This window comes from Streptomyces sp. NPDC030183, assembly GCF_055573455.1.
Genome location: NZ_JBVIBK010000034.1, coordinates 52419 through 75565, shown reverse-complemented (window position 1 = coordinate 75565; position 23147 = coordinate 52419). Strand labels below are relative to the sequence as shown.

21 protein-coding genes and 1 pseudogene are annotated in these 23147 nt (G+C 72.5%); 11 read left to right on the top strand and 11 right to left on the bottom strand.

Translation table 11 applies throughout. The annotated features are described in order from the left end of the window. Nucleotides 1-9 precede the first annotated feature (9 nt). Nucleotides 10-1179, top strand: coding sequence for a magnesium and cobalt transport protein CorA (locus ACZ4Z2_RS32505; RefSeq protein ID WP_468080930.1), 1170 nt, complete (start codon nt 10-12; stop codon nt 1177-1179). 18 nt (nt 1180-1197) lie between these two features. On the opposite strand, the gene ACZ4Z2_RS32500 is transcribed toward ACZ4Z2_RS32505, so the two are convergent. The 3 genes from ACZ4Z2_RS32500 to ACZ4Z2_RS32490 are packed head-to-tail and all read right to left on the bottom strand — an operon-like array spanning nt 1198 to nt 4818. Next, nucleotides 1198-1533, bottom strand: a complete 336-nt coding sequence (locus ACZ4Z2_RS32500) for a YnfA family protein (RefSeq protein WP_468080929.1) — start codon at nt 1531-1533, stop codon at nt 1198-1200. Nucleotides 1534-1543: 10 nt separating this feature from the next. Next, nucleotides 1544-2239 carry a response regulator gene (locus tag ACZ4Z2_RS32495; protein WP_468080928.1) on the bottom strand — a complete coding sequence of 232 codons (696 nt, stop codon included), beginning with the start codon at nt 2237-2239 and terminating at the stop codon, nt 1544-1546. Further along, on the bottom strand, nt 2236-4818 hold the full coding sequence (locus ACZ4Z2_RS32490) for an ATP-binding protein (protein WP_468080927.1): 2583 nt from the start codon (nt 4816-4818) through the stop codon (nt 2236-2238). The genes ACZ4Z2_RS32495 and ACZ4Z2_RS32490 overlap by 4 nt, the downstream gene beginning before the upstream one ends. A gap of 248 nt (nt 4819-5066) precedes the next feature. On the opposite strand from ACZ4Z2_RS32490, the gene ACZ4Z2_RS32485 reads away from it, so the two are divergent. Further along, complete coding sequence (locus ACZ4Z2_RS32485) at nt 5067-5681, top strand: DUF1707 SHOCT-like domain-containing protein (protein WP_468080925.1); 615 nt, start codon at nt 5067-5069, stop codon at nt 5679-5681. 18 nt (nt 5682-5699) lie between these two features. Here the strand turns inward: ACZ4Z2_RS32485 and ACZ4Z2_RS32480 are convergent, their stop codons facing one another. Continuing rightward, nucleotides 5700-6275: a DM13 domain-containing protein gene (locus tag ACZ4Z2_RS32480; RefSeq protein ID WP_468080923.1), complete on the bottom strand. Its 576-nt coding sequence runs from the start codon at nt 6273-6275 to the stop codon at nt 5700-5702. Between the two features lie 236 nt (nt 6276-6511). Here ACZ4Z2_RS32480 and ACZ4Z2_RS32475 point away from each other — a divergent pair, with 236 nt between their 5' ends. Next, nucleotides 6512-7513, top strand: coding sequence for an NAD-dependent epimerase/dehydratase family protein (locus ACZ4Z2_RS32475; protein WP_468080922.1), 1002 nt, complete (start codon nt 6512-6514; stop codon nt 7511-7513). A gap of 95 nt (nt 7514-7608) precedes the next feature. Here the strand turns inward: ACZ4Z2_RS32475 and ACZ4Z2_RS32470 are convergent, their stop codons facing one another. Further along, on the bottom strand, nt 7609-8721 hold the full coding sequence (locus ACZ4Z2_RS32470) for a sensor histidine kinase (protein ID WP_468080921.1): 1113 nt from the start codon (nt 8719-8721) through the stop codon (nt 7609-7611). Beyond that, entirely contained in the window at nt 8718-9533 is an 816-nt protein-coding gene (locus tag ACZ4Z2_RS32465) for a response regulator transcription factor (protein WP_468080920.1), read from the bottom strand. The genes ACZ4Z2_RS32470 and ACZ4Z2_RS32465 overlap by 4 nt, the downstream gene beginning before the upstream one ends. 114 nt (nt 9534-9647) lie before the next feature. On the opposite strand from ACZ4Z2_RS32465, the gene ACZ4Z2_RS32460 reads away from it, so the two are divergent. Genes ACZ4Z2_RS32460 through ACZ4Z2_RS32450 form a run of 3 tightly spaced genes read left to right on the top strand, consistent with a single transcriptional unit; the run spans nt 9648 to nt 11973 of the window. After that, nucleotides 9648-10364: a glycosyltransferase family 2 protein gene (locus ACZ4Z2_RS32460; RefSeq protein ID WP_468080919.1), complete on the top strand. Its 717-nt coding sequence runs from the start codon at nt 9648-9650 to the stop codon at nt 10362-10364. Continuing rightward, nucleotides 10361-10978, top strand: coding sequence for a TIGR04282 family arsenosugar biosynthesis glycosyltransferase (locus ACZ4Z2_RS32455; protein ID WP_468080917.1), 618 nt, complete (start codon nt 10361-10363; stop codon nt 10976-10978). The genes ACZ4Z2_RS32460 and ACZ4Z2_RS32455 overlap by 4 nt, the downstream gene beginning before the upstream one ends. After that, nucleotides 10975-11973: a class I SAM-dependent methyltransferase gene (locus tag ACZ4Z2_RS32450; RefSeq protein WP_468080915.1), complete on the top strand. Its 999-nt coding sequence runs from the start codon at nt 10975-10977 to the stop codon at nt 11971-11973. Before ACZ4Z2_RS32455 ends, ACZ4Z2_RS32450 begins: the two co-directional genes overlap by 4 nt. A 352-nt stretch (nt 11974-12325) precedes the next feature. Here the strand turns inward: ACZ4Z2_RS32450 and ACZ4Z2_RS32445 are convergent, their stop codons facing one another. Further along, the gene (locus tag ACZ4Z2_RS32445) at nt 12326-13690 is read right to left on the bottom strand and encodes a molybdopterin-dependent oxidoreductase (RefSeq protein ID WP_468080914.1); all 1365 of its coding nucleotides are present in this window, start codon (nt 13688-13690) and stop codon (nt 12326-12328) included. Nucleotides 13691-13805: 115 nt separating this feature from the next. Between ACZ4Z2_RS32445 and ACZ4Z2_RS32440 the strand changes: the two genes are divergently transcribed. Further along, nucleotides 13806-15128 (top strand): hypothetical protein, encoded by a 1323-nt coding sequence (locus ACZ4Z2_RS32440; RefSeq protein WP_468080912.1) that lies wholly within the window; start codon nt 13806-13808, stop codon nt 15126-15128. 86 nt (nt 15129-15214) lie between these two features. Continuing rightward, nucleotides 15215-15403 (top strand): annotated as a pseudogene (locus ACZ4Z2_RS32435) (histidine kinase); the annotation flags it as partial. A gap of 126 nt (nt 15404-15529) precedes the next feature. On the opposite strand, the gene ACZ4Z2_RS32430 reads toward ACZ4Z2_RS32435, so the two are convergent. After that, nucleotides 15530-16771: a vanadium-dependent haloperoxidase gene (locus tag ACZ4Z2_RS32430; RefSeq protein WP_468080910.1), complete on the bottom strand. Its 1242-nt coding sequence runs from the start codon at nt 16769-16771 to the stop codon at nt 15530-15532. 528 nt (nt 16772-17299) lie between these two features. Between ACZ4Z2_RS32430 and ACZ4Z2_RS32425 the strand changes: the two genes are divergently transcribed. Beyond that, nucleotides 17300-18223 (top strand): LLM class F420-dependent oxidoreductase, encoded by a 924-nt coding sequence (locus ACZ4Z2_RS32425; RefSeq protein WP_468080908.1) that lies wholly within the window; start codon nt 17300-17302, stop codon nt 18221-18223. Nucleotides 18224-18357: 134 nt separating this feature from the next. Further along, on the top strand, nt 18358-19191 hold the full coding sequence (locus ACZ4Z2_RS32420) for a DUF1684 domain-containing protein (protein WP_468080906.1): 834 nt from the start codon (nt 18358-18360) through the stop codon (nt 19189-19191). A gap of 156 nt (nt 19192-19347) precedes the next feature. On the opposite strand, the gene ACZ4Z2_RS32415 is transcribed toward ACZ4Z2_RS32420, so the two are convergent. Continuing rightward, nucleotides 19348-19566: a hypothetical protein gene (locus tag ACZ4Z2_RS32415; protein ID WP_468080905.1), complete on the bottom strand. Its 219-nt coding sequence runs from the start codon at nt 19564-19566 to the stop codon at nt 19348-19350. Nucleotides 19567-20124: 558 nt separating this feature from the next. Here ACZ4Z2_RS32415 and ACZ4Z2_RS32410 point away from each other — a divergent pair. Next, nucleotides 20125-20958 (top strand): PIG-L family deacetylase, encoded by an 834-nt coding sequence (locus ACZ4Z2_RS32410; protein WP_468080904.1) that lies wholly within the window; start codon nt 20125-20127, stop codon nt 20956-20958. A 141-nt stretch (nt 20959-21099) separates the two neighbouring features. Here ACZ4Z2_RS32410 and ACZ4Z2_RS32405 read toward each other — a convergent pair whose 3' ends face one another. Both ACZ4Z2_RS32405 and ACZ4Z2_RS32400 read right to left on the bottom strand, forming a co-directional pair. Next, complete coding sequence (locus tag ACZ4Z2_RS32405) at nt 21100-22212, bottom strand: SPFH domain-containing protein (protein ID WP_468080903.1); 1113 nt, start codon at nt 22210-22212, stop codon at nt 21100-21102. A gap of 29 nt (nt 22213-22241) precedes the next feature. Next, nucleotides 22242-22679, bottom strand: a complete 438-nt coding sequence (locus tag ACZ4Z2_RS32400) for an NfeD family protein (RefSeq protein ID WP_468080901.1) — start codon at nt 22677-22679, stop codon at nt 22242-22244. Between the last annotated feature and the right edge of the window lie 468 nt (nt 22680-23147).

The following is a 23147-nucleotide window of genomic DNA, read 5'->3' as shown; positions in this document are numbered from 1 at the left end:
GGTGGCGTCATGTCCGAATGGCGTGTACGCGCGGCCCGCGCCGGGAAGTGGCCCCTGCGCGCGTCCGGCCCGGCGGGCCGCGGCGCCACGGAGCCGGCCCCCGAGCACTCGCTGGACGCCTGGACGGAGCCGGACGAGGTGTCGCGGGTGCCGCTTGAGCGCAGTCTGGTGGACGCGGCGGTCTACCGCGAGGGACGACGCGTCGACGCCCCCGCCTCGCTGGCGGAGATCTACGAGCAGCTGCCCGGCGCGCCCGGGACGATGGCCTGGATCGGGCTGTACCGCCCGACCCCGGAGCAGCTGTGGCAGGCCGCCGACCAGTTCGGGCTGCACGAGCTGGCCGTGGAGGACGCCATCGTCGCCCACCAGCGGCCCAAGCTGGAGCGCTACGGCGACACCCTGTTCGTCGTCCTGCGCTCGGCGCGCTATCTGGACGAGACGGAGGAGGTCGACTTCGGCGAGATCCACATCTTCGTCGGCCCGGAGTTCGTCCTCACCGTCCGCCACAGCCAGGTCCCCGACCTGGGTGTGGTCCGCAAGCGACTGGAGGACGACCCGGGTCTGCTGGCGATGGGCCCGGAGGCCGTGCTGTACGCGATCCTGGACGCCGTCGTCGACGGATACGCGCCGGTGGTGGCCGGTCTGCAGAACGACATCGACGAGATCGAGACCGAGGTGTTCGGCGGCGACCCCAAGGTGTCCCGCCGTATCTACGAACTCTCCCGCGAGGTCGTCGACTTCCAGCGGGCCACCCGTCCGCTGCTGACCATCATGCGCAGCCTGGAGGCCGGCTTCGTGAAGTACGGCACGAACGAGGAACTGCAGCGCTATCTGCGCGACGTCGCCGACCACGCCACCACCGTCGCCGAACGCGTCGACGGCTTCCGGCAGGCGCTCGGTGACATCCTCACCGTCAACGCCACCCTCGTCACCCAGGCCCAGAACGAGGAGATGAAGGCCCTGGCGGAGGCGGGCCACGCGCAGAACAACGAGGTCAAGAAGATCTCCAGCTGGGCGGCCATCCTCTTCGCGCCCACCCTCATCGGCACCGTCTACGGGATGAACTTCGACCACATGCCGGAGCTGCACTGGGTGCTCGGCTACCCGTTCGCGATCGTGCTGATGGCCATGGTCTGCGCCGGCCTGTACCTCGTGTTCAAGCGCCGGGACTGGCTGTGAGCCGTCGCCGGGGAGGCGTCAGTGGCCGCGCGGGGCGTACATGATGACGGCCATGCCCGCCAGGCAGATCAGCGCGCCCGTGACGTCCCAGCGGTCCGGGCGGTAGCCGTCGGCGACCATGGCCCAGGCGAGGGACCCCGCCACGAAGACACCGCCGTAGGCGGCGAGGACACGGCCGAAGTTCTCGTCGCTCTGGAGGGTCGCGACGACGCCGTACAGCCCGAGGGCGATGACGCCGGCACCGATCCAGGCCCACCCCTTGTGCTCGCGGACGCCCTGCCAGACCAGCCAGGCCCCGCCGATCTCGAAGACGGCGGCGACGAGGAACAGGGCGGCGGAGCGTGCGACGGTCATGGACACGAACCTACCGGCGGGGCGTGCCGTCCTTCTCGAAGCGGTATCCCATCCCCGGCTCGGTGATGAAGTGCTCCGGGTGCGACGGGTCCGCCTCCAGCTTCCGGCGCAGTTGTGCCATGTACACCCGGAGGTAGTTCGTCTCCTTGCCGTACGACGGCCCCCAGACCTCCTGCAGCAACTGCTTCTGGCTGACCAGGCGGCCGCTGTTGCGCACCAGCACCTCCAGGAGCTGCCACTCGGTGGGGGTGAGCCGTACGTCCGCTCCGCCGCGGTTGACCTTCTTGGCGGCCAGGTCCACGGTGAAGGCGGCGGTCTCGACCACGATGTCGTCGCCGCCGGTGGGCTCGGCGCGGCGGACGGCCACGCGCAGCCGGGCGAGGAGTTCGTCCATGCCGAACGGCTTGGTGACGTAGTCGTCCGCGCCCGCGTCGAGCGCCTCGACCTTCTCGTCGGAGGTGTGCCGGGCGGAGAGCACGATGATCGGCACGCGGGTCCAGCCGCGCAGGCCCCTGATCACGTCGACGCCGTCCATGTCGGGCAGCCCCAGGTCGAGGACGACCACATCGGGGTGGCGGGAGGCGACGAGCTGGAGGGCGGTGGCACCGTCGGACGCCGCGTCGACCTCGTACGCGCGCGCCTTGAGGTTGATCACCAGCGCGCGCACGATCTGTGGCTCGTCGTCGATCACGAGCACCCGGGTCATCGGGCCTGCCTCTCGGTGGGTACCAGGGGTTCCGGTCGTGCGGTCGCCGCCGGTACGGGCTGTCGGAGCCCGGTGCCGGTCCGTGCCGCACGGAGGGTCAGGACCATTGTGAGGCCGCCGCCGGGGGTGTCCTCCGCGGTGAGGGTGCCGCCCATGGCCTCGGCGAAGCCCCGGGCGACCGCGAGGCCGAGGCCGACACCGGCGCCGCGCGGGGCGTCGCCGTGCCGCTGGAAGGGCTCGAAGATGCGGTCCTTGGCCTCGTCGGGGACGCCGGGGCCGCGGTCCACCACCCGGACCTCCACCCGGTCGGCGAGGGCGCTGGCGGAGACCACGACCGGCTCGCCCGGGGGGCTGTACTTGACGGCGTTCTCGACCACGTTGGCGACGACCCGCTCCAGGAGCCCCTTGTCGGTGGTGACCATGGGCAGGCTCTCCGGCACGTCGAGGACGACGGCCGACTCGGGGTCCGGTATGCCGCCCATCGCCATGGGGACGACCTCGTCCAGGTCGATCTCGCCCATGAGCGGTGTGAGGGTGCCGGTCTGCAGGCGCGACATGTCGAGGAGGTTGCCCACCAGGTGGTCGAGCCGGTCGGCGCCGTCCTCGATCGCGGCCAGCAGCTCGGCCCGGTCCTCCTCGGACCACTCGACGTCGTCCGAGCGCAGGGACGACACCGACACCTTGATCCCGGCGAGCGGGGTGCGCAGGTCGTGACTGACGGCGGCCAACAGCGCCGTGCGGATGCGGTTGCCCTCGGCGAGTTGCTTGGCCCGGTCCGCCTCCTGGCGCAGGCGCTGCCGGTCGAGGACCACGGCGGCCTGGGCGGCGAAGGCGGCCAGCACCCGGCGGTCGGAGGCGGGCAGCACCCGCCCGGACAGCGCTAGGGCCATGTGGTCGCCCACGGGCATGCCGACGTCCGCCTCCTCGGGGCTCGCCGCGGGACGCGGACCGGCACTGCCGGCGCGGACCCAGGGCTCGACGTCGCTCGTCCGTTCCAGCAGCGCCGCCGACTCCATGGCGAAGGTCTCCCGTACGCGTTCCAGCAGCGCCTCCAGGCTGGTCTCACCGCGCAGCACGCTGCCGGCCAGGAAGGAGAGGATCTCCGACTCCGCGCGCAGCCGGGCCGCCTGATGGGTGCGCCGGGCCGCCAGATCCACGACCGACGCAACCGACACCGCGACCCCGACGAAGATCACGATGGCGAGGATGTTCTCCGGGTCGGCGATCGTGAGCGTGTGGAAGGGCGGCGTGAAGAACCAGTTCAGCAGCACGCAGCCCAGCACGGCCGAGGCCAGTGCCGGGTACAGGCCGCCGAGGAGGGCCGCCGTCACCGTCAGGCTCAGGAAGAGCAGCATGTCGTTGGCCAGACCTGCGTCGGGCCCGAGCCGCAGCATCAGCGTGAGCAGGACGGGTCCCACGACACCGGCCAGCCAGCCGGCGACGATCCGTGCCCGGCCCAGCCGCGCGCCGCGCGCCACCGGCAAGCCGCGCCCCTTGCCCGCCTCGTCGTGCGTGATCAGATGGACGTCCAGGTCGGGGCCCGAGTCCCGGGCCACCGTGGCGCCCACGCCCGGCCCGAACACGTACTGCCAGCTCCTGCGGCGTGAGACGCCCAGCACGATCTGGGTGGCGTTCACCCCCCGCGCGAAGTCCAGCAGCGCGACCGGGACGTCCTCGCCCACCACGTGGTGGAAGGTGCCGCCCAGGTCCTCCACCAGGGTGCGCTGGACGACCAGTTCCTTGGGCGAGGCCGAGGTGGGCCCGTCGCTGCGGGCGATGTAGACGGCCAGGACCTCGCCGCCCGCGCCCTTCTCCGCCAGCCGGGCGGCCCGCCGAATCAGGGTGCGGCCCTCGGGGCCACCGGTCAGGCCGACGACGATGCGCTCCCGCGAGCCCCATATCGTCGACACCCGGTGTTCGCTGCGGTACGCCGTCAAGTGCTCGTCGACCCGGTCGGCCACCCAGAGCAGGGCCAGCTCCCGCAGGGCGGTGAGGTTGCCGGGGCGGAAGGAGTTGGACAGCGCCGCGTCGACCTTGTCCGGCTGGTGGATGTTGCCGTGCGCCATCCGGCGCCGCAGGGCCTGCGGGGACATGTCGACCAGCTCGATCTGGTCCGCCCGGCGTACCATCTCGTCCGGCACGGTCTCGCGCTGCCGCACTCCGGTGATCGACTCCACCACGTCGCCCAGCGATTCCAGGTGCTGGATGTTCACCGTGGATATGACGTCGATCCCCGCCGCGAGCAGGTCCTCCACGTCCTGCCAGCGCTTGGTGTTGCGCGAACCGGGCACATTGGTGTGGGCGAGCTCGTCCACCAGGGCCACCCGCGGGCGCCGTGCGAGGACCGCGTCGACGTCCATCTCGGTGCAGACGGTGTCGCCATGGTGCAGCTGCCGGCGCGGGACCTGCTCCAGGCCGTGCAGCATGACCTCGGTGCGCGGCCGGCCGTGGTGCTCCACGAAGGCCACCACGCAGTCGGTGCCGCGTTCGGTCCGGCGGTGTGCCTCGGACAGCATCGCGTACGTCTTGCCGACGCCCGGTGCCGCGCCGAGGTAGATCCTGAGCTTCCCGCGTGCCATGTTCTCGTCGTTCTCGTCTCTGTCTCGTCGCCTCTCGCGAGGTGACGGGGGGGGACGGGTCGGCCTCCAGTGTGCGGCGGAGCCGGGCCATGGTCACCCGGGGCCCACGAGCCAGTGCCGCGCCGAGCAGCCGGGCGGTGTCGGTCGGCGGGCAACCCCTGGTTCCCTATCGCGATATAACGCTAGCCTTGTCCTCGCGTCGCCGCCCGCGCGTCGCACCGGGACATTCGACAGATCAGGACGGAAGCATGCCGGGAGAGATCTCACCCGCCGGGAAGCGCTCCGGCGCCGTTTCGCCGCCCGAGCTGCGGGCCTCTCACGCGGACCGTGACCGGGTGGTGGACGTGCTGCGTGTCGCGGCGGGGGACGGCCTGCTGACCGCGGACGAGCTGGACGAGCGTCTGGAGGCGGCCCTGTCGGCGCGGACGCTGGGCGAACTGGCCCCGCTCACCGCGGACCTGCCCGAGTCGGCCACGGCGGGCACGGGCGGAGCGGAGGCCAAGGACCTGGTGCGGATCGAGCAGGTCCACAGCGGCCCCGTCGAGCGCCGGGGGCGCTGGGTGGTACCGCGACGACTGGAACTGGCGGTGACGTTCTGCGCGGTGACGCTCGACTTCACCGACGCGGTGATCATGCACGACACCCTGCGGATCGATGTGAACATGATGGGCAAGACCCTGAAGCTGATCACGAGGCCCGGCGTCGTGGTCGACACCGACGGTCTGCAGCTGGTGCACAGCAGGGTCAAGCACCGCCCCGCTCCGACGAGTCCGGACACACCGGTCACCCTGCGCGTGGAGCTGGTCGGCCAGAAGACGCATGGCCGGGTGGTGGTCCGGGCACCCCGCCGCCGATGGCGTTGAGGCGGTCCCTTCGCACCGTCAGGCGTCGTCGGGTTCGGCGGTGGTGAGTTCGGCGGCGCCGAACGAGACGTCGAAGCGGTCGCACCAGATGGTGACGCTGGAGTACCGGGAGGGGTCGACGTCGTCGGGCAGCGGGTAGTTCTGACTCCCCTTGTTGCCCTTGAGCTTTCCGAGGCTGACGTACGCGCCGTCGTCGAAGACGTGCCAGCCGGCCCGCCCCTCCTTCACCGGCGCGTCGGTCAGCCACACGCGCAGGTCGGGGCCGTTGCTGGTGTCGAGCCGCTCCAACCGGACCACATGCGTGCCGTCGGCGAGCCGTACGAGCCTCACCGTGCCCGTGGTCGTGTGCTCGTGGCTGATCAGTTCGCCCCTCGACACGGTCACCGGGCCGGTCGCGGCGGAGGGGGAGACCGACGACTCCGGCTCCGCCACGGGGTCGCGGGGCGCTTCCCCGACCGTGCCGGGCAGGGCTTCCGTCACCGTCTCGTCCTGCCACAGCTTCCACGGCTGGAACCAGTACAGTCCGGCGGCCAGGGCCACGACCACCACCGCCGCCAGCCCGGTGATCAGCGGCGTCCTCCGCATGCGCCCCATGCCGTTCCCTCTTCCTGTTCCGCGGACCGTGTGTCCGTGTCCGTGCGTCCGTGTCGCCTTCCCATTCAACGCAGTCCGGGGCGCCTCGGCGCGGCCCAACCGATGACGAAATCCTTACGTCGGGCCCGGCCGCCGTCGTCCCACCGTCGTCGTCGTGCCGCCGCCGTCTTACGGAAGCGTGACGTGCCGGGCGTGGCCCTGGGGTGCGGGCGGTGGCCGGTCCTAGCGTGGGCCGCATGCGTGTACTGGTCACCGGCGGTGCCGGATTCATCGGGTCCCATGTCGTGGATGTCCTGGCCGAACGCGGTCACGAGCCGGTCGTGTTCGACATGGCGGTGGACGCGGGTGCCGACGTACGGGACCGCGATGCCGTCGCCCGTGCGCTGGACGGTGTGGACGCCGTGTGCCATCAGGCGGCGATGGTCGGTCTGGGCAAGGGGTTCGCCGATGCGCCGGAGTACGTCTCCCGCAACGACCTGGGGACCGCCGTACTGCTCACCGCCATGGCGGACGCGGGGGTGCGGCGGCTCGTGCTGGCGGGCTCGATGGTGGTGTACGGGGAGGGGCGGTACGAGTGCGGGCGGCACGGTGTCGTGCGGCCCGGGCCTCGGGACGCCGCCGATCTAGCGGCCGGACGCTTCGAGCCGCTGTGCCCGGCGTGCGGGACCGACCTTACGCCGGGGCTGGTGGAGGAGGACGCGCCGGTCGACCCGCGCAACGTGTACGCGACGACGAAGCTCGCCCAGGAGCATCTCGCGGCGGCCTGGGCCCGGTCGACCGGCGGCACCGCCCTCTCACTGCGGTACCACAACGTGTACGGGCCCCGGATGCCGCGGGACACACCGTACGCGGGGGTGGCGTCGTTCTTCCGTTCCGCGCTCGCCCGCGGAGAGGCGCCCCGGGTGTTCGAGGACGGCCGTCAGCGGCGGGACTTCGTCCATGTGCGGGACGTGGCGGCGGCCAACGCGGTGGCGCTGGAGGCGGACGTGGCCGAGGGCGCGCTGACCGCGTACAACACCGGCAGCGGCGAGCCGCACACCGTCGGGGAGATGGCGCGGGCGCTGGCCGCCGCCCACGGCGGTCCCGAACCGGTGGTCACCGGGGAGTACCGGCTGGGCGACGTCCGGCACATCACCGCCGACTCGCGCAGGCTGCGGGCCGAGCTGGGATGGAAGCCGGAGGTCGCGTTCGCGGAGGGGATGACGGAGTTCGCGCGGGCCGGGATGCGGGGCGCCTAGGCCGTGTCCGCGAAGTCCCGCCTGCCCTCCGGGCGGACGACGGGACTTCACGGACTCGACCTATGCCCCCTTGGGACCGGTGGTGCTGTCCGCGATCAGGAAGCGGCGGCGGGCAGCACCACCTCGAAGCGGCAGCCGCCGGGGATGTTGCGTACGGTGGCGTGCCCCCGGTGGGCTTCCACGATCCCCCGGACGATGGCGAGGCCGAGGCCCGCGCCGGCCGGGGGCGTGCGGGCGTGGGTGCCGCGCCAGCCGGTGTCGAAGACGCGCGGCAGGTCCTCCTCGGCGATGCCGCCGCAGCCGTCGGTCACCGAGAGCACCACCCCGTCCGGGGACCGCTCGGCCGCCACGGCGACCGTGCCGTCCGCCGGGGTCCGGCGGATCGCGTTGACCAGCAGGTTGGCGAGGACGCGGCTCATCTCCTTGCCGTCGACCTCGACCGGCACGGGCTCGACGCGCGTGCCGACGAGCCGCACGCCCTGTTCCCGGGCGAGCGGATCGGCGCCTGCCAGGGCGTCACCGACCAGGTCGTACAGGGACATCCGGGAGAACGAGAGGGTCAGGCTGCCCGCGTGGATGCGGGACAGTTCGAAGAGGTCGCCGACCATGCCGTCGAGGCTCTCGACCTCCGTGCGGATCTGCCGCAGATAGCGCTGGGGGTCGGCGGCGACGCCGTCCTCCAGCGCCTCGGCCATCGCGCGCAGACCCGCCAGCGGGGTGCGCAGGTCGTGGGAGATCCACGCGACGAGTTCACGCCGGGAGGACTCCAGGGCGCGTTCGCGTTCCCTGGACGCGGCGAGCTTGGCGCTCGTGGTGGCCAACTCGGCGCTGAGGGCGGCGAGTTCGGCCGTGGCCGGGCCGTCGGGGGCGGTGAAGTCGCCGCCGTCGCCGAAGGACCGCGCGGCGATCTGGAGGGCGCGGCTGCGGGCGACGACCCAGCGGCCGAGGAGGAGCGCGGTGGCCAGGGAGACGACGGCGGCCATGGCGACGACCGTGGTGACGACGCTCAGGTCGTGCGGGGAGAGGAACATCGCCCAGGCGACAGCGAGGGTGCCGGCGAGCATGGCGGTCACCGCGACGGCGGCCACGACGGTGAGCGACGCGGTGAGCGAGCGGCGGCGCAGCGGCCGCAGCACGAGCGCGCCCAGCAGTCCGGCCCCGGCGGCGCCGAGGAACGCGTACAGGGCGATGAGCAGGGTGTCGTTCATCGTCGGTCCTTCCCGCCGTCGGACGGCGCGCGCTGCCCGTCGTCGCCCTTCCCGCCGTCGGACGGCGCGCGCTGCCCGTCGTCGACCGGTGTGCGCGAGGGGTCGAAGCGGTAGCCGACGCCCCAGACCGTCTGGATCAGCCGCGGCCGCGCCGGATCGTCCTCGATCTTGCCGCGCAGCCGGCGGACGTGAACGGTGACCGTGGACAGGTCACCGAAGTCCCAGCCCCACACCTCGCGCATCAGGTCCTCGCGGCTGTGGGCGCTGCCCTGGTTGCGGAGAAAGAAGGCGAGGAGGTCGAACTCGCGCAGCGTCAGGGAGAGTTCGGCGCCGTCACGTGTGGCGCGCCGGGCGGCCGGGTCGAGGCGGAGGCCGGCCGAGCTGAGGAGGCGGGCGTCGGGTGCCGGGCGTGCGCGGCGCAGTACGGACTCGACGCGCAGCACCAGTTCGCGGGGGCTGAACGGCTTGGTCACGTAGTCGTCGGCGCCGACCTCCAGCCCCAGGATGCGGTCGTCCTCGTCGCCGCGCGCGGTGAGCATGATGACCGGGACCGGGCCCCGCGCCCTCAGCCGGCGGCACACCTCCAGGCCGTCCATGCCGGGCAGCATCAGATCCAGCACGACCAGGTCGGGTCGGTGCGCGGCGGCCCGGGCCAGCGCGGCCGGACCGTCGTCGGCGCGGTCCACCGTGTATCCGGCGCGGTCGAGGTAGCCGGTGACGACCTCGGCGACCGTGGGGTCGTCGTCCACCACGAGGACGCGCGCGGCCGCCGGTCCGCTCGATTGCTGTTCTTGCTCGGCGCGATGCTCCATGCGGTCAGCCTCGCACCTCGCCGGGCGCGGCACGTCGGGGGCCGCGGGAAGGGCCGTCGACGTCCGCGTTTCGTAAGGAGGCGCCGCCCGTAATGCGAACTTCGTCCTCGTAGGGTGAAAGCCGTGACTACCTCTCCCCCGCCTTCGGGCGTCGACGTCGTGCTGCCCTGCCTGGACGAGGCGGAGGCCCTGCCCTGGGTGCTGGCCAGGATCCCGGCCGGATGGCGCGCCCTGGTCGTCGACAACGGCTCGACCGACGGATCGGCGGACGTCGCCCGTGAGTTGGGCGCACATGTGGTCCGGGAGCCGCGCCGCGGCTTCGGTGCGGCCTGCCATGCCGGGCTGACCGCCGCCACGGCCGACATCGTGTGCTTCTGCGACTGCGACGCCTCCCTGGATCCGTCCCTCCTCGTCCCCTTCGTCGCCGAGGTCGCGGACGGGCGGGCCGACCTGGTGCTCGGCAGGCGGCGTCCGCAGGGCCGGGGCGCCTGGCCCGTGCACGCCCGGGCCGGCAATCTGGCGCTCGCCAGGATGCTGCGCCGCCGTACGGGGCTGCGCCTGCACGATCTGGGGCCGCTGCGCGCCGCCCGCCGCGAACCGCTCCTCGCCCTCGGGCTGACCGACCGGCGTAGCGGCTATCCGCTGCAGATGGTGGTGCGCGCCGCCGACGCGGGCTGGCGCGTCACCGAGCACGACGTGCCGTACCGGCCGCGCACCGGGGCCTCGAAGGTGACGGGTACCTGGCGGGGCACCTGGCAGGCGGTGCGGGACATGAGCCGCGTCCTGAACGAGGCGTCCGTGCCCGCCGAGGCGGAGGGAGTCCGCCGGTGACCACGCTCCTCGTCATCGCCAAGGAGCCGAGGCCGGGCCGGGTGAAGACCCGGCTGTGCCCGCCTTTCACCCCCGATGAGGCGGCGGTGCTCGCCGAGGCCGCCCTCGTGGACACCCTGCGCGCGGTGGCGGCGACGCCCGCGAGCCGTCGCGTCCTGGTCCTGGCCGGGGAGCCGGGGCCGTGGCTGCCGCCCGGCTTCGAGGTCGTGCCGCAGCGGGGCGGTGGGCTGGACGAACGGCTCGCCGCGGCCTTCGCCGGCTGCGACGGCCCCGCCCTGCTCGTCGGCATGGACACCCCGCAGGTCACACCGGACCTGTTGACCGTGGACCTCGCCGGGTGCGACGCGTACTTCGGTCCGGCCTCGGACGGCGGCTTCTGGGCCCTGGGGCTCGCCCAACCGGACCCGGCGCTGCTGCGCGGAGTGCCCATGTCGACGCCGTTCACCGGTGCCGTGCAGCGTGCCCGGTTGACGGCGGCCGGCCTTCGCGTCCGTGACCTGCCGGTCCTCAGGGACGTCGACACGGCCGCCGACGCCGAGGCCGTCGCCGCGGTCGCACCGCACAGCCGGTTCGCGGCGGAACTGGCCCGACTGCGCGCGGTCAGCGGCCGATGACGGGGCAGCAACAGGACACCGCGCGGCGCCCGCCCCGGCCCCCACGGGCTTCGAACCCCTCCCGGCCGGCGGACCCATCGCGGTCGCCGGACCCCTCCCGGCCGGCGGGCCCATCGCGGTCGCCGGACCCCTCCCGGCCGGCGGGCCCATCGCGGTCGCCGGACCCATCGCGGTCGCCGGACCCCTCCCGGCCGGCGGGCCCTTCGCGGTCGCCGGACCCATCGCGGTCGCCGGACCCGTCGTGGTCGTCGGACCCCTACTCCGACGCTCTGCGCGCCGGTCGGGGTCCGCTCTTCCTGCGTCGCGGCGACGGCTGGATGCTGCCCCTGGAGGTGGAGCGGTGGTGCGCCCGTGCCGACGCCGTCGACCTCCAGGTCCTGGAGCGGTGCGAGGGAGCCGTCCTGGACGTCGGGTGCGGGCCGGGGCGGCTGGTTGCGGAACTCGCCTCCCGCGGGCGACCCGTGCTCGGAGTCGACGTGAGCCGGACCGCTGTCGCCCGCACCCGGCGGCTGGGTGGCCAGGCCCTCACCCGCTCCGTTTTCGAACCGCTGCCCGGCGAGGGCCGCTGGGACACCGTGCTGCTCCTGGACGGCAACCTCGGCATCGGCGGCGACCCGTCCGCCCTCCTGCGCCGACTGGCCCAACTGCTGCGCCCCGGTGGCCTGTTGGTCGCCGAGACGGTGCCGATGGACGTGGACGAGCGCGCCGAGGTCCACCTCGTGAGCGGCGCCGGGCCCGACACCGGTACGGAGACCGCGTTCCCTTGGGCGCGGCTCGGCACCCCGGCGCTGCTGGGGTACGCCCGCCCGCTCGGCTGGCTGACGGCCGATCAGTGGACGGCGGGCGGGCGCGCCTTCGTGGCCCTGCGGGCCCGTGACGCCCGCCGTAGCGCCGACGCACCGAACAGCAGGGCCGAACCGCCGAACAGCAGGGCGGTGATCAGCAGCCAGCGGCCGAGGAAGCCGCTCGCCGACATCCCGGTGGCGGACTCGTAGCGGTCCGCCACCCGTCCGCTGATCAGCGGGAACCACACCAGCAGGAGCAGCCCGGACAGCGCGGCGGGCACCCGTACGTACATGACCCGGCCCCGCCGCCCCGGAGGTGGCGCGGTCGCCGTCCTCGCCCGGGGGCCGGCGGCGGCCACTCCTCGGACGAGGGCACGGTCGGCGGCCGCGTACAGTGGCAGCAGGACGAGATCGTGCACCACCGCGGCCCCCACGAACCACAGCGCGACACCGGTCCAGTCGTCCGCGAACAGGCGCACCCCCGCGTACCCGGCGAGCGCGAACGAGCAGGCCAGGAGCAGCAGTGGGAAGGGACTGCCCAACGGCAGGCGGTACGTCCTCATCACAGGTCTCCGAAGGTCATCCGGGCCACCCACTTGGTGTTGAGCACTCCGGGTGCGGCGGGCACGATGATCCGGGCCGGGTAGCCGTGGTCGGGGGACAGCCGCTCGCCGTTCACGTCCAGGGCGAGGAGGGATAGGGGGTCGCGGACCTGGTTGGCGCGCAGTGCGGCCCGTCGGAAGGCGCCGCGCCGCTGGAGGGACTCCACCAGTACGTCGGGAGCGGTCGCGGGCTCGTATCCGACGAGGGCGGCGAGGTCCCGCAGCCGTACGCCCCGCCACCACTGGTCGGAGGTGGACCAGCCCTCGACGCAGGCGATGGGCAGGGCCGCGCTGTGCTGGGGCAGTTCCGACAGTGCGGCGCGGCTCAGCCGGACGGTGCCCGAAGGCCCGGTGACGACCAGTCGCCATGCCTCCTCGGTGGTCTCCGCCGCGCTGATGCCCCTCGACGCGGCGGTCTTGTTGATCTGGAAGCCGTTGGGTCCGCTGCCGGGCTCGGCGCCACCGTGCGGGGCGAGGAGCGCCGTCCGGCGCGTCGGGCCGTCGAAGCTCTGCCCGACGGTCGTCCCCAGCAGCAGCAGTGATCCGCCGCCGACCAGCCACACGGCACCGCGCCGCGACACGGTGGCCTCGGCCGGGTCCGGGGAGACCAGCGAGGGCTCCTGCGACGACACCGGGGGCGGGACAGCCCCGGCGGTGTCGCCAACTGCCCTGTCGAGCACACCCGTGCCGCCCACAACCGCGTCACCCACAGCCGTGTCGCCCGCCCGCGGCCCCCGGGGCGGAGCCCCTTCCGCTTCATCCGCCCGCAGCCGGCGCAGATTGCGTACGGCAGTCGGCGCCCTGAGCACGACATGGACCACGAACGCGGCGAAGAACACCCACGCCCCGTAGAAGTGCAGGGGGTAGAACGAGCCGGGGAAGACGTAGTCGAGCTGGATGTTGAGCACACCGGTCACGAACACGAACAGCACGCCGCCGACCAGCAGGAGCAGCGAGATCCGCTCCAGCGCGTGGGCGACGGACCGCGCCGGAGGCAGCTGGAACAGCCTCGGCACCACCGACCACAGCTTGGCCAGCAGGACGGGGACCAGCGTGATCCCCAGCGTCACGTGAACGCCCTGGGTGAACCGGTACAGCCAGGGCGGATCCGTCGGCCAGGGGAACAGATAGAAGCCGAGGACACCCTTGTCCGGGGTCTTGTCGTTGACCGGCGACAGACCCGGGTTGTACGCGGCGTACGACAGCAGCCCGGTGACGAACAGCACCGTGATCCCGGCGAGGAGGACCACACCGAGGACGGAGGTGAACCAGGGGCCGCGCAGGGGGCTGCGCCAGAAGGCGGGCGAGGAAGGGGACCGTTCCATGCCCCGACGCTAGATCCGGAGCACCCCGTAAGTGGGTGTGCGACTCATGACGAAACGCTGACGTCCGCGCCTGTCAGGCGAGCACAGGTCGCCTTCCGGCCTAACGTCTCGGAGCGTGAACCGCGATCTCCGCCGCGACCTGTACGCCGTCGCCGCCGCCGCACTGCTCGTCGTGGCAGCCGCGCTGGTCGGCATCGCCATCAAGCGCGCCGAGGACGTCCTGCACGTCGGCTGGCCGCCCCTGTACGCCAACTGGCTGCCCCACGCCGGCCCCGGCACCCCCGCCGCGCTCGTCGTCGCCGTGGCCGTCGTGGCTTTCGGCCCCTCACTGGCCGCGAGGCTGCCCTGGCGGCCCCTGCTGTGGACGGTGTGGGCCACCGCCACGGCGTGGACGTTCTCCCTCGCCCTGGTCGACGGCTGGCATCGCGGGATCGCCCGCCGGCTGACGACCCGGTACGAGTACCTCCAGGTCATCGACCGCTTCGACGACATCCCCAGCGCCCTGCGGGACTTCACCCGCCACATCCTGCTCGGCTCCCCCGACCACTGGCCCCCGCACGTCGCGGGCCACCCGCCGGGCGCCACCCTCACCTTCGTGCTCCTCGACCGGATCGGCTTGGGCGGCGGGGCCTGGGCGGGCGTTTTCGTGATCACGGTGGGGGCCGCCACGTCGGCCGCAGTGCTGGTCACCGTACGGACGCTCGCGAGTGAGGCCCTGGCCCGCCGCGCGGCGCCGTTCCTCGTCCTGGCCCCGGCCGCGGTGTGGGCCGGCACGTCGGCGGACGGGTACTTCGCGGCGGTCGCCGCCTGGGCCGTGGCCTTCCTCGCCCTCGCGGTGACGGGGCACCGCCCGCGGGCGTCCGCCGTCGCCGCCGGGCTCCTCTTCGGTCTCACGGCCCATCTGTCGTACGGCCTCACGCTCTTCGCCGTGATGGCCGCCGCCGTCCTGCTCCTCGGCTCACGACGGCGGGCGGTCGTCCCGTACGCGGTCGCCGGGCTCGCCGTGGTACCGCTGGCGTTCGCCGTGGCGGGCTTCGACTGGTGGGAGGCGTACCGCCTGCTGGTGGTGCGGTACCACCAGGGCGCCGGAGGGTTTCGCCCGTACGGCTACTGGGTGTGGGCCAATCTCGCCTGCACGGTCCTGGTCGTGGGCCCGGCGACGGTGGCGGGCCTGCGCCGCACGGGCACCCTCCTGCTGGGACGGGGTGACCCGCCCGTCGCCGGGCGCCGTTTGGGACTGCTGCTGGGCGCGGCCCTGCTCATGCTGCTCACCGCGGACCTCTCGGGGATGAGCAAGGCGGAGACGGAACGGATCTGGCTGCCGTTCGCGATGTGGCTGCTCGCGGCCGGCGCCTTCCTCGACCACCCTCGCGCGTGGCTGGCGGCCCAGGCGACACCGGCCCTGCTCCTCAACCACCTGCTGCTGACGGGCTGGTGACACTGGCCTGCGCTCCCTCAGGTCCCGTCGTCCGCGCAGATGCCGCGGAGGCGGACTCGACGCCGGTCGCCTCAGCGCCCGGACCGCGTCGGCGGGTGGCGGCCCTCGCCGAGAGCCGGGCCGGGGTGGTCGACGCCGCCGACGCCGAGCGGCGGCGGATCGAGCGGGAACTGCACGACGGCACCCAGCAGCGTCTGGTGGCGCTCGCCGTCAACCTCGGCCCGGCCAGGGCGACCCTCGGTGACCTGCCCGAGGATGCCCGCAAGGTGATCGACGCCGGTTCGCCCAAGCGGCGGTCCAGGAGCAGAGCCGGGGGTGGCCGCCCTCGAGCGCGTCGATGCCCACGAGGACGTCTCGCACCGCTCCTCGCCCGTGCCGGTGGCCGGTGGGTGCCCAGCCGGTCAGCGTGGGGCGAGAAGCCGGTCCGTGTTCCGCAGGACGTACCGGGCCACGTTCTTGCCGAGCGTGATCCCCGCCTCGTCGGCCGAGCGGGTGTGGATGCCGGAGAAGATCCGGGCGTCCACGTTCTCGTCCGAGAGCTGCTTCCAGGTGGTGTAGGTCCGGGTCACCCCGGGCGCGGTGGGGCTGGTCAGGTCGAACGGGGCGGTACGCGGGCCGACCGACGCCGACAGCACGCTCTGCGCGGCGCCCGCGTAGGTGTTGTGGCCGCTCGGGTAGTCCGGATGCGCGGGCGTGGTGTGCAGCGGCGTCCAGTCGGGGTCGGGGTCGATGGCGCCCGTGCGGATCGCCGTGACGGGACGCCACCGTTCATGGGCGTACTTGCTGTCGGAGGTGGCGATCTGCGTGTCCACCAGCGCCACATGGAACAGCGCGACCAGACCCGCCTGTCCGGCGAGCCCCCGGTCCGTGCGGGAGAGCGCCACGCGCAGCGGCTTCGTGTAGAGGGTGAGAGAGGAGCCGAGCCAGAAGGTGGCCGTCTCGGTCTGGTGAGCGCTGCGCCGTGTGCTGTCCGCTGCGCCGTACGCGCGGACCTCAGCGAGGTCGGCGGCGTAGCGCTCGGAGTCCAGGGCGGGCGGCGGGCCGAGCCGGAACTGGCTCTGTGTCCTGAGCACGAACGGCTTGGCCAGCCGGTTACCGAACTGCGCCGCCGGGGCGTACGCGGGCGGGGTCGGCTGCCACACGCCCGGCGCCGCGGGTGCGACGGGATGAGGAGCGTTGACGGACGCCGGGTCGAGGCCGTCGCCCTCCCTCGCCTTCAGGAGGAGACCGGCCTGCTTCTCCCCGGCCGCGACGCCCCGCTCCTCGGCCGGGCCGTCGGGGATCGCGTCGAGGGTCTCCCGGTACGCCGCGTCGAGCTGCTCCGCGCGGCTCGGGACCAGCGTCACCAGCGCACGGTGTACGGCCGCGGCGAGCGCCGCCTCCTGATACGCGCCGCGCTCGACACCCGGGGGCACGCGACGGGTGGCACGGGCTGCGGCGAGCCAACTGATGGCCCAGGTACGGCTGTTGGTGATCTGGGTAGACGCTCCGGCCGCCGCGATGGTCTCGGCGGTGGCGTCGTACCAGGCGAGCGCCGTGGCGGACCGGTCGGCCGCCGACGCCTGCGGAACGGCGACGGACAGGGTCAACAGTGCCGACGCGCCCAGGACGACGAGGGCGGGCCGGATTCTGGTCGAACTCACGTGTGCTCCTTCGGGTTTCGGTGCGGTGAGGGGCGGGTGAGGCGGACCCGCCGCAGCCACGCGAGCGGACCCGCTCGCGACCCGCAACTGCGCGCGGAAGGCGGCTGGTTGAGGCAGAAAGGACTACAGAGGGCCGCAGAGACGGGCTGCAGCGGGGCGGCAGGCAGGAAGAGGAGAGCGACATCGCGAGGTTGCGAGATAGCGAGATAGCGAGGTTTGCGAGATCGCGAGCCGTCGAACGGGCGATCAGCAACAGACCTGGTCGAACTGGTCGGCACGGCGGCTCACCCAGAACGGGTCGAGCAGCACCGTGTGCGCCTGGCCAGTGGTCTCCATGGCCGGGATCAAAGCACAACCGGAAAGACGCGTCCACCACGCGCCCCAGCGAGCAAGACGGTCCTGTCGGATGGAGCCCCAGGCGAAGCCGGGCTGTCCGAGCCGCCGAGCCGGGCCGTGTACACATGACTGACAAGAAGCTGTCACACGCGGACCGGAATGCGGGTTCGAGCCGCGCCCGTTCTGACTGACATGACTGTCGGAGTAGCTCTCAACGCGTCCGACGCGCCGAACCAGGTCGACGCCTCCGTGCAACTCGCCCGGGAAGCAGCCGAGTTCGGCCTCGCCTCGGCCTGGTTCGGGCAGACCTTCGGCGCGGACTCGCCCCAGCTCGCAGCGATCGTCGGTCGCGAAGTGCCCGGACTGCAGGTGGGCACCTCCGCGATCCCCGTCTTCGGCCGCCACCCGCTGCTGGTCTCCAGCCAGGCACAGACCGCCCAGGCCGCGACCCACGGCCGCTACCACCTCGGCCTGGCCCTGGGCACGAAACTCCTGACCGAGACCGGCTTCGGCCTGCCCTTCACACGCCCCATCGCCCGGTTACGTGAATTCCTCACGGCCCTGCGGCAGTTGACCGAGACCGGTACGGCCGACTTCCATGGCGAGCTGCTCACCGCGACATCCCCGATCCCCGCGCGGGTGCCGGGTGCCGAGAGCGGTGTCCCCCTGCTCGTCGCGGCGATGGGACCGCAGGCGCTGCGGGTCAGCGGCGAGCTGGCGGACGGGATCCTGCCCTACCTGGCGGGACCGCGCGCCCTGGCGGAACACATCGTGCCCGCCCTGACCGCCGCGGCCGAGGCGGCCGGCCGCCCCGCGCCCAGGATCGTGGCCCTGGTGCCTGGCGCGGTCACGGACGACGTCGACGCGGTACGGGCCAGGGCCACGGAGAACCTCGCGTTCTACGAACAGATCCCGTCCTACGCCCGGGTCATCGACCTCTCCGGCGGCCGGCGGGCCGCCGACCTGGCCCTGATCGGCGACGAGAAGACCGTCGAAGCCGGGGTACGGCGCTACCGCGACGCCGGCGCCACCGAGGTCGTGTTCTCGAACACCGAGATCGCGGGAGAGACCGACCGCCGCCGCACCTGGCGACTCCTGGGGGAACTGGCCCGCTGAGCGGGTCCGCCCGCCGATCGCCCCCAACCGCCCGACCGCCCGACCGCCCGTGCGCCCGACTGCCCGTGCGCCCGACAAGCCGACAGCACCCTGGGCCCCTGCGCCGCCGCGCCCCTGCAAGAAGGAGACTCTCCATGACCACCGAGACCACCGAGGCCACCGCAACGGACCTCCATGCCTTCACCGAGACCTGGCTGGAGTGGTACCGCACCCAGGAAGCCCGGCTCGCCGCTCCGCACGGGTTCCTGGCCATCACCGGCCTGCACTGGCTGGACGACCGGCCCCAGCGCTTCCCCGACGCGCCCGGCGCGTGGCGCACCGGCCCCGAGGGGGTCGTCGTGGACCTCGAGGACGGCGAGGAACTGATCGTCGACGGGACACCGGTGCGGGGTGAACACCGCTTCGGCGTGCTTCCCGAGCGCGGCGGCGTCGACGCCGTCTGGGGAGACGCCGTCATCGAGGTCGCCAAGCGCGGCGGCAACGACATCGTGCGCCCCCGGCACCCGGACGCACCGCTGCGCACCGCCTTCACCGGAACGCCTGCCTACGCCCCCGACCCGCGCTGGGCCGTGAGGGGCCGCTACATCCCGTTCGACACACCCCGGCCGACCACGGTGGGCGCCGCCGTCGAAGGCCTTGAGCATGTGTACGACGCACCCGGAAAAGTCGAGTTCGAGCTGGACGGGCGGCAGCTGTCCCTGACCGCGTTCCCCGGCCCCGGTGCCGGCCGGCTGCTGGTGCTGTTCACCGACGCGACCTCAGGCGTCACCACGTACGCGGCCAACCGCGCCCTGTCCGTGGACCCACCCGCCGCCGACGGCACGGTCGTCCTGGACTTCAACCGCGCCGCGAACCTGCCGTGCGCGTACACGGACCTGGCCACCTGCCCGCTGCCGCCGACCGAGAACCGGCTGCCGGTGGCGATCGAGGCAGGCCAGAAGATCCCCCGCGAGCGCGGCGGCTCCTGAACGCGGGCGGCTCCTGAACGCGGGCGGCTCCTGAACGCGGGCGGTTCCTGAACGCGGCCGATGTCGATCCGGTCGCGCCCGATCATGCGGGCCGTCGCGCCGCAGCCACCTGCGGTGAACGACGCTGAGCCCGCGTCCGGCTTCCCTCAGCGGGGCTCAGTCGCTCTCGGGGTCCGTCTTCGGTTCTTCGCGGGTGCGGGGCCGTTCCGATGCCTCCTCCTCGTCGGCCAGGTCGGCTGGGTCCGGAGCGTCGCCGGTCCACGCGACGGGCGGGGTCGGCGCCGTGATCGTCTGCGGTTCGTCGGAGCCGGGGCGGACGCTCGGCTGGGATTCCGGTGTGTGGGACGTCTTCGCTTCGTCATGTGAGTTCGTCATGGGGTGCGGGTTCCCGTCGTTGTCCGGCGAATGCCCTGATGTTCAGTCGAGAGGCGTCTCGCGGGACCGACGCAACCCTGCGAGCCCCATCCTCGTACACATATGTGAACGTCATCTGCGGAACGGGTCGCAATCCCGCCCGGGGTGGACGCGCCCCGTGTCCACCCCGTACGCGGCGATCTTGCATGCCGCTGGACGAGGAACGACGTCCCGTCTCCTTCGCCAGTGGTGCCGTTCCAGGCCCCAGGGCGAGTCCTCGGCCAAGTCGAGGAGGGGTCGGTCAGGGCCGGGTCCGGGTCGGTCGGGACGACCGACCCGGGCTGTTTGTCGCCCTACGCGTCGCCGAGGACCACTTCCATGACTTCCATACCGCGCGAGGACAGGACACCGCGCCGGGAACAGCCGGTCCGGTCGGCACGGTTGCATCGACCGAGGAACCGGCGCCGCATGGGGGGCGGAGACCACGAGGTCGTCCGCCTACCAGGCTCCGGGCCCCGGGATCGCGGTACGCCCGCCGCGTACTCGCAACGAAACGTAGGTCCGCAGGAGGACTACTTCATGACTGACCGTCCCTTGACGCTCATGGCCGTACACGCCCATCCCGACGACGAGGCCACCGGAACCGGAGGAGTCCTCGCACGGTATGCGGCGGAAGGCATCCGCACGGTTCTGGTGACGTGTACCGACGGTGGTTGCGGTGACGGACCGGGAGGCGTCAAGCCCGGCGATCCGGGGCACGATCCGGCGGCGGTGGCCTTGATGCGCCGTCGAGAACTCGAGGCGAGCTGCGACGTCCTCAAGGTCAGCGATCTGGAGATGCTCGGTTACGGCGACTCCGGGATGATGGGCTGGCCGAGCAACGACGCCCCCGGCTCCTTCTGGCAGACCCCCGTGCAGGAAGGCGCGGCCCGGCTCGCGGAACTCATGCGGCACTACCGACCGGATGTGGTCGTCACCTATGACGAGAACGGTTTCTACGGCCACCCCGACCACATCCAGGCCCACCGGATCACGATGGCGGCGCTGGAGATGACCACGCTCGCACCGAAGGTGTACTGGACGACCATGCCCCGCTCGGCGATGCGGCGGTTCGGCGAGATCATGCGCGAGTTTCATCCGGACATGCCGGAGCCGGATCCCGCCGAGGCCGCCGCGTTGGCCGAGATCGGCCTCCCCGACGATGAGATCACCACGTGGGTGGACACGACCGGGTTCAGCGATCAGAAGTTCGACGCGCTGGCCGCGCACGCCAGTCAGGGCGAGAACATCTTCTTCCTGAGGATGGGCAAGGAGAGGTTCGGCGAGTTCATGGGCGTGGAGACGTTCGTACGTGTCCAGGACGCCACCGGCGCGGCCATCCCCGAGAACGATCTCTTCGCCGGACTGCGCTGATCCGTCCGCCGGACCGGACCGGGAGGGCGCATCGACCGCACGGCGCGATCGAGCGAGTCACGAAGCCGATCGGTTTCCGCCAAAGGAAACCGATCGGCTTCCTCCCGACAGGAAGGCAATCTCGTCGCTTCGCCACCCGGCTCAGTCGTCGGACGTGCGCGCCCGGCGTGGCATCTGGGGCGACTTCGCGGCCTCAGCCTCGGCCTTGGCGTCGCTGAGCGCTGCGGCGGCCTGTTTCCCCGCCTCGTCCGCGGCCGCGGCCGCGTCGAGGGACACCATCGAGCCTGGCTCCAGCTGGGGAATCCCGTTCTCCCCCGACGTGGGGCGACCGTCCGCGGTGGCTGCTTCCTCGGGCTGCTCGGAGCGGGCCGAGCCTCCGGCCGCCGACTCGTCGCCGAAGGCCCGGGTGACGGTGCGTACCGCCTCGGTCAGCTCCCCGGGGATCACCCAGAAGGTGTTGTTGTCACTGCTTGCCAGGTGCGGGAGTGTCTCGAGGTACTTGTACGCCAGGACCTTGGGGTCGGCGTTGTTGCGGTGGACGGCCTGGAAGACGAGCTCCACGGCCTTGGCCTCACCGTCCGCACGCAGGATCATGGCCTGTTGCGCGCCCTGCGCCTCCAGGATGTCCTTCTGCTTCGTCCCTTCCGCGGTCAGGATCTTGGCCTGCCGCTCCCCCTCGGCGTGCAGGATGGCCGCGCGCTTGTCACGTTCGGCCCGCATCTGCTTCTCCATCGCCTCCTTGATCGTGGCCGGCGGATCGATGGCCTTGATCTCGACGCGGTTGACACGGATGCCCCACTTGCCGGTGGCATCGTCGAGGACGGCGCGGAGCCGGGAGTTGATCTCCTCGCGGGATGTGAGGGTCTCCTCCAGGTCCATGCTGCCGATGACGTTACGCAATGTCGTCACGGTGAGCTGGTCGATCGCCTGGAGATAGTCGGCGACCTCGTAGGCCGCGGCCCGCGGGTCGGTGATCTGGTAGTAGAGGACGGTGTCGATGTTCACCACGAGGTTGTCCTCGGTGATCACCGGCCTGGGGTCGGACGAATAGACCTGCTCCCGCACGTCGAGCTTGGTGTTGATGCGGTCCGCGACCGGTACGACCACGTTCAGACCGGGTTGCAGTGTCCGGCGGTAGCGGCCGAACCGCTCGACGTTGTAGCGGCGCGCCTGGGGGACGATCCGCACGCTGGAGGCCACGAGGAAGACGACGACGAGGATCGCCACGAGGAGGGGGATGACGACGGGATCCACAATGCCTCCGTTGAGGTGTGCTCAGCCGTTCACGGAAGGAGTTCGCGGGGGTAGACGACGGCCGTGGCGCCCTCGATCTCCATGACGTCCACCCAGGCGCCCACCGGGATGACCAGGGTTTCGTCGAGGGCGCGGGCAGACCATTCCTCACCGGAGAGCTTGATCAGGCCACGGGTCGCGGTGACCTCCTGCATGACCTCCGCACGCCTGCCGATCAGCGCGTCGCTTCCCTCGCGGGTGAGGGGCTGCTGGTTCATGTGCCGCAGCGCGAGAGGACGGAGCAGGACAAGGCCGGCTGCCGCTGACACCCCAAGGGCCACGAGCTGGCCGACAAGGCCGACACCGACACCGGCGACCACGGCGGCCACCACCGCGGCGCCCGCCAGCAGTCCGAAGACCAGTGTCAGGGTGAAGAACTCCGCGGCACCCAGCGCCGCGGCAGCAAGCAGCCATACGAACCACGGCATCGAATCGCCCTCCTTCGGGGGCCCTCTCCACCAAGCTACCTTCCGCGACGCAGGGCAGACAGACACGGCAACCGTGTTCTTGTTCGTCGCGGAGCGCGCCTCGCCTTGCACTGGTACCGGCCGACAACTGGGCGACCACCATGCCGGAGTGCGTGGACGACGATGCCAGGGCGTCTGGACGCCTCCCGGCGGGTCAGCGCACATCTTCCCCTTGGTTGGCTTCGAGGCACCGGCGGCAACTCCGGTGCGGGTGGTGGAGCCCCCGTCGTACCCCTTCACCACCCCGAAGGCGAAGAAGGCGCCCCCGGGGGCAGGCGAGGACGGAGCTGATCGCCCGGTACGGCGCGATGCCGGTTCGAGGAGTACGCCACCGAGTGGAAGGCCGGCCAGCCGGATCTGGGGCCGGCCTCCGTGGTGCGCCTGGAACTCGCCGCCGGCATCGATACGCCACGGTCATCACGGACGCCG

Excerpts from the sequence above, each read along its gene's own strand:
- ACZ4Z2_RS32505 (WP_468080930.1), top strand. The coding sequence starts at position 10 with ATGTCCGAATGGCGTGTACGCGCGGCCCGCGCCGGGAAGTGGCCCCTG.
- ACZ4Z2_RS32500 (WP_468080929.1), bottom strand. The coding sequence starts at position 1,533 with ATGACCGTCGCACGCTCCGCCGCCCTGTTCCTCGTCGCCGCCGTCTTC.
- ACZ4Z2_RS32495 (WP_468080928.1), bottom strand. The coding sequence starts at position 2,239 with ATGACCCGGGTGCTCGTGATCGACGACGAGCCACAGATCGTGCGCGCG.
- ACZ4Z2_RS32490 (WP_468080927.1), bottom strand. The coding sequence starts at position 4,818 with ATGGCACGCGGGAAGCTCAGGATCTACCTCGGCGCGGCACCGGGCGTC.
- ACZ4Z2_RS32485 (WP_468080925.1), top strand. The coding sequence starts at position 5,067 with ATGCCGGGAGAGATCTCACCCGCCGGGAAGCGCTCCGGCGCCGTTTCG.
- ACZ4Z2_RS32480 (WP_468080923.1), bottom strand. The coding sequence starts at position 6,275 with ATGGGGCGCATGCGGAGGACGCCGCTGATCACCGGGCTGGCGGCGGTG.
- ACZ4Z2_RS32475 (WP_468080922.1), top strand. The coding sequence starts at position 6,512 with ATGCGTGTACTGGTCACCGGCGGTGCCGGATTCATCGGGTCCCATGTC.
- ACZ4Z2_RS32470 (WP_468080921.1), bottom strand. The coding sequence starts at position 8,721 with ATGAACGACACCCTGCTCATCGCCCTGTACGCGTTCCTCGGCGCCGCC.
- ACZ4Z2_RS32465 (WP_468080920.1), bottom strand. The coding sequence starts at position 9,533 with ATGGAGCATCGCGCCGAGCAAGAACAGCAATCGAGCGGACCGGCGGCC.
- ACZ4Z2_RS32450 (WP_468080915.1), top strand. The coding sequence starts at position 10,975 with ATGACGGGGCAGCAACAGGACACCGCGCGGCGCCCGCCCCGGCCCCCA.
- ACZ4Z2_RS32445 (WP_468080914.1), bottom strand. The coding sequence starts at position 13,690 with ATGGAACGGTCCCCTTCCTCGCCCGCCTTCTGGCGCAGCCCCCTGCGC.
- ACZ4Z2_RS32425 (WP_468080908.1), top strand. The coding sequence starts at position 17,300 with ATGACTGTCGGAGTAGCTCTCAACGCGTCCGACGCGCCGAACCAGGTC.
- ACZ4Z2_RS32420 (WP_468080906.1), top strand. The coding sequence starts at position 18,358 with ATGACCACCGAGACCACCGAGGCCACCGCAACGGACCTCCATGCCTTC.
- ACZ4Z2_RS32415 (WP_468080905.1), bottom strand. The coding sequence starts at position 19,566 with ATGACGAACTCACATGACGAAGCGAAGACGTCCCACACACCGGAATCC.
- ACZ4Z2_RS32410 (WP_468080904.1), top strand. The coding sequence starts at position 20,125 with ATGACTGACCGTCCCTTGACGCTCATGGCCGTACACGCCCATCCCGAC.
- ACZ4Z2_RS32400 (WP_468080901.1), bottom strand. The coding sequence starts at position 22,679 with ATGCCGTGGTTCGTATGGCTGCTTGCTGCCGCGGCGCTGGGTGCCGCG.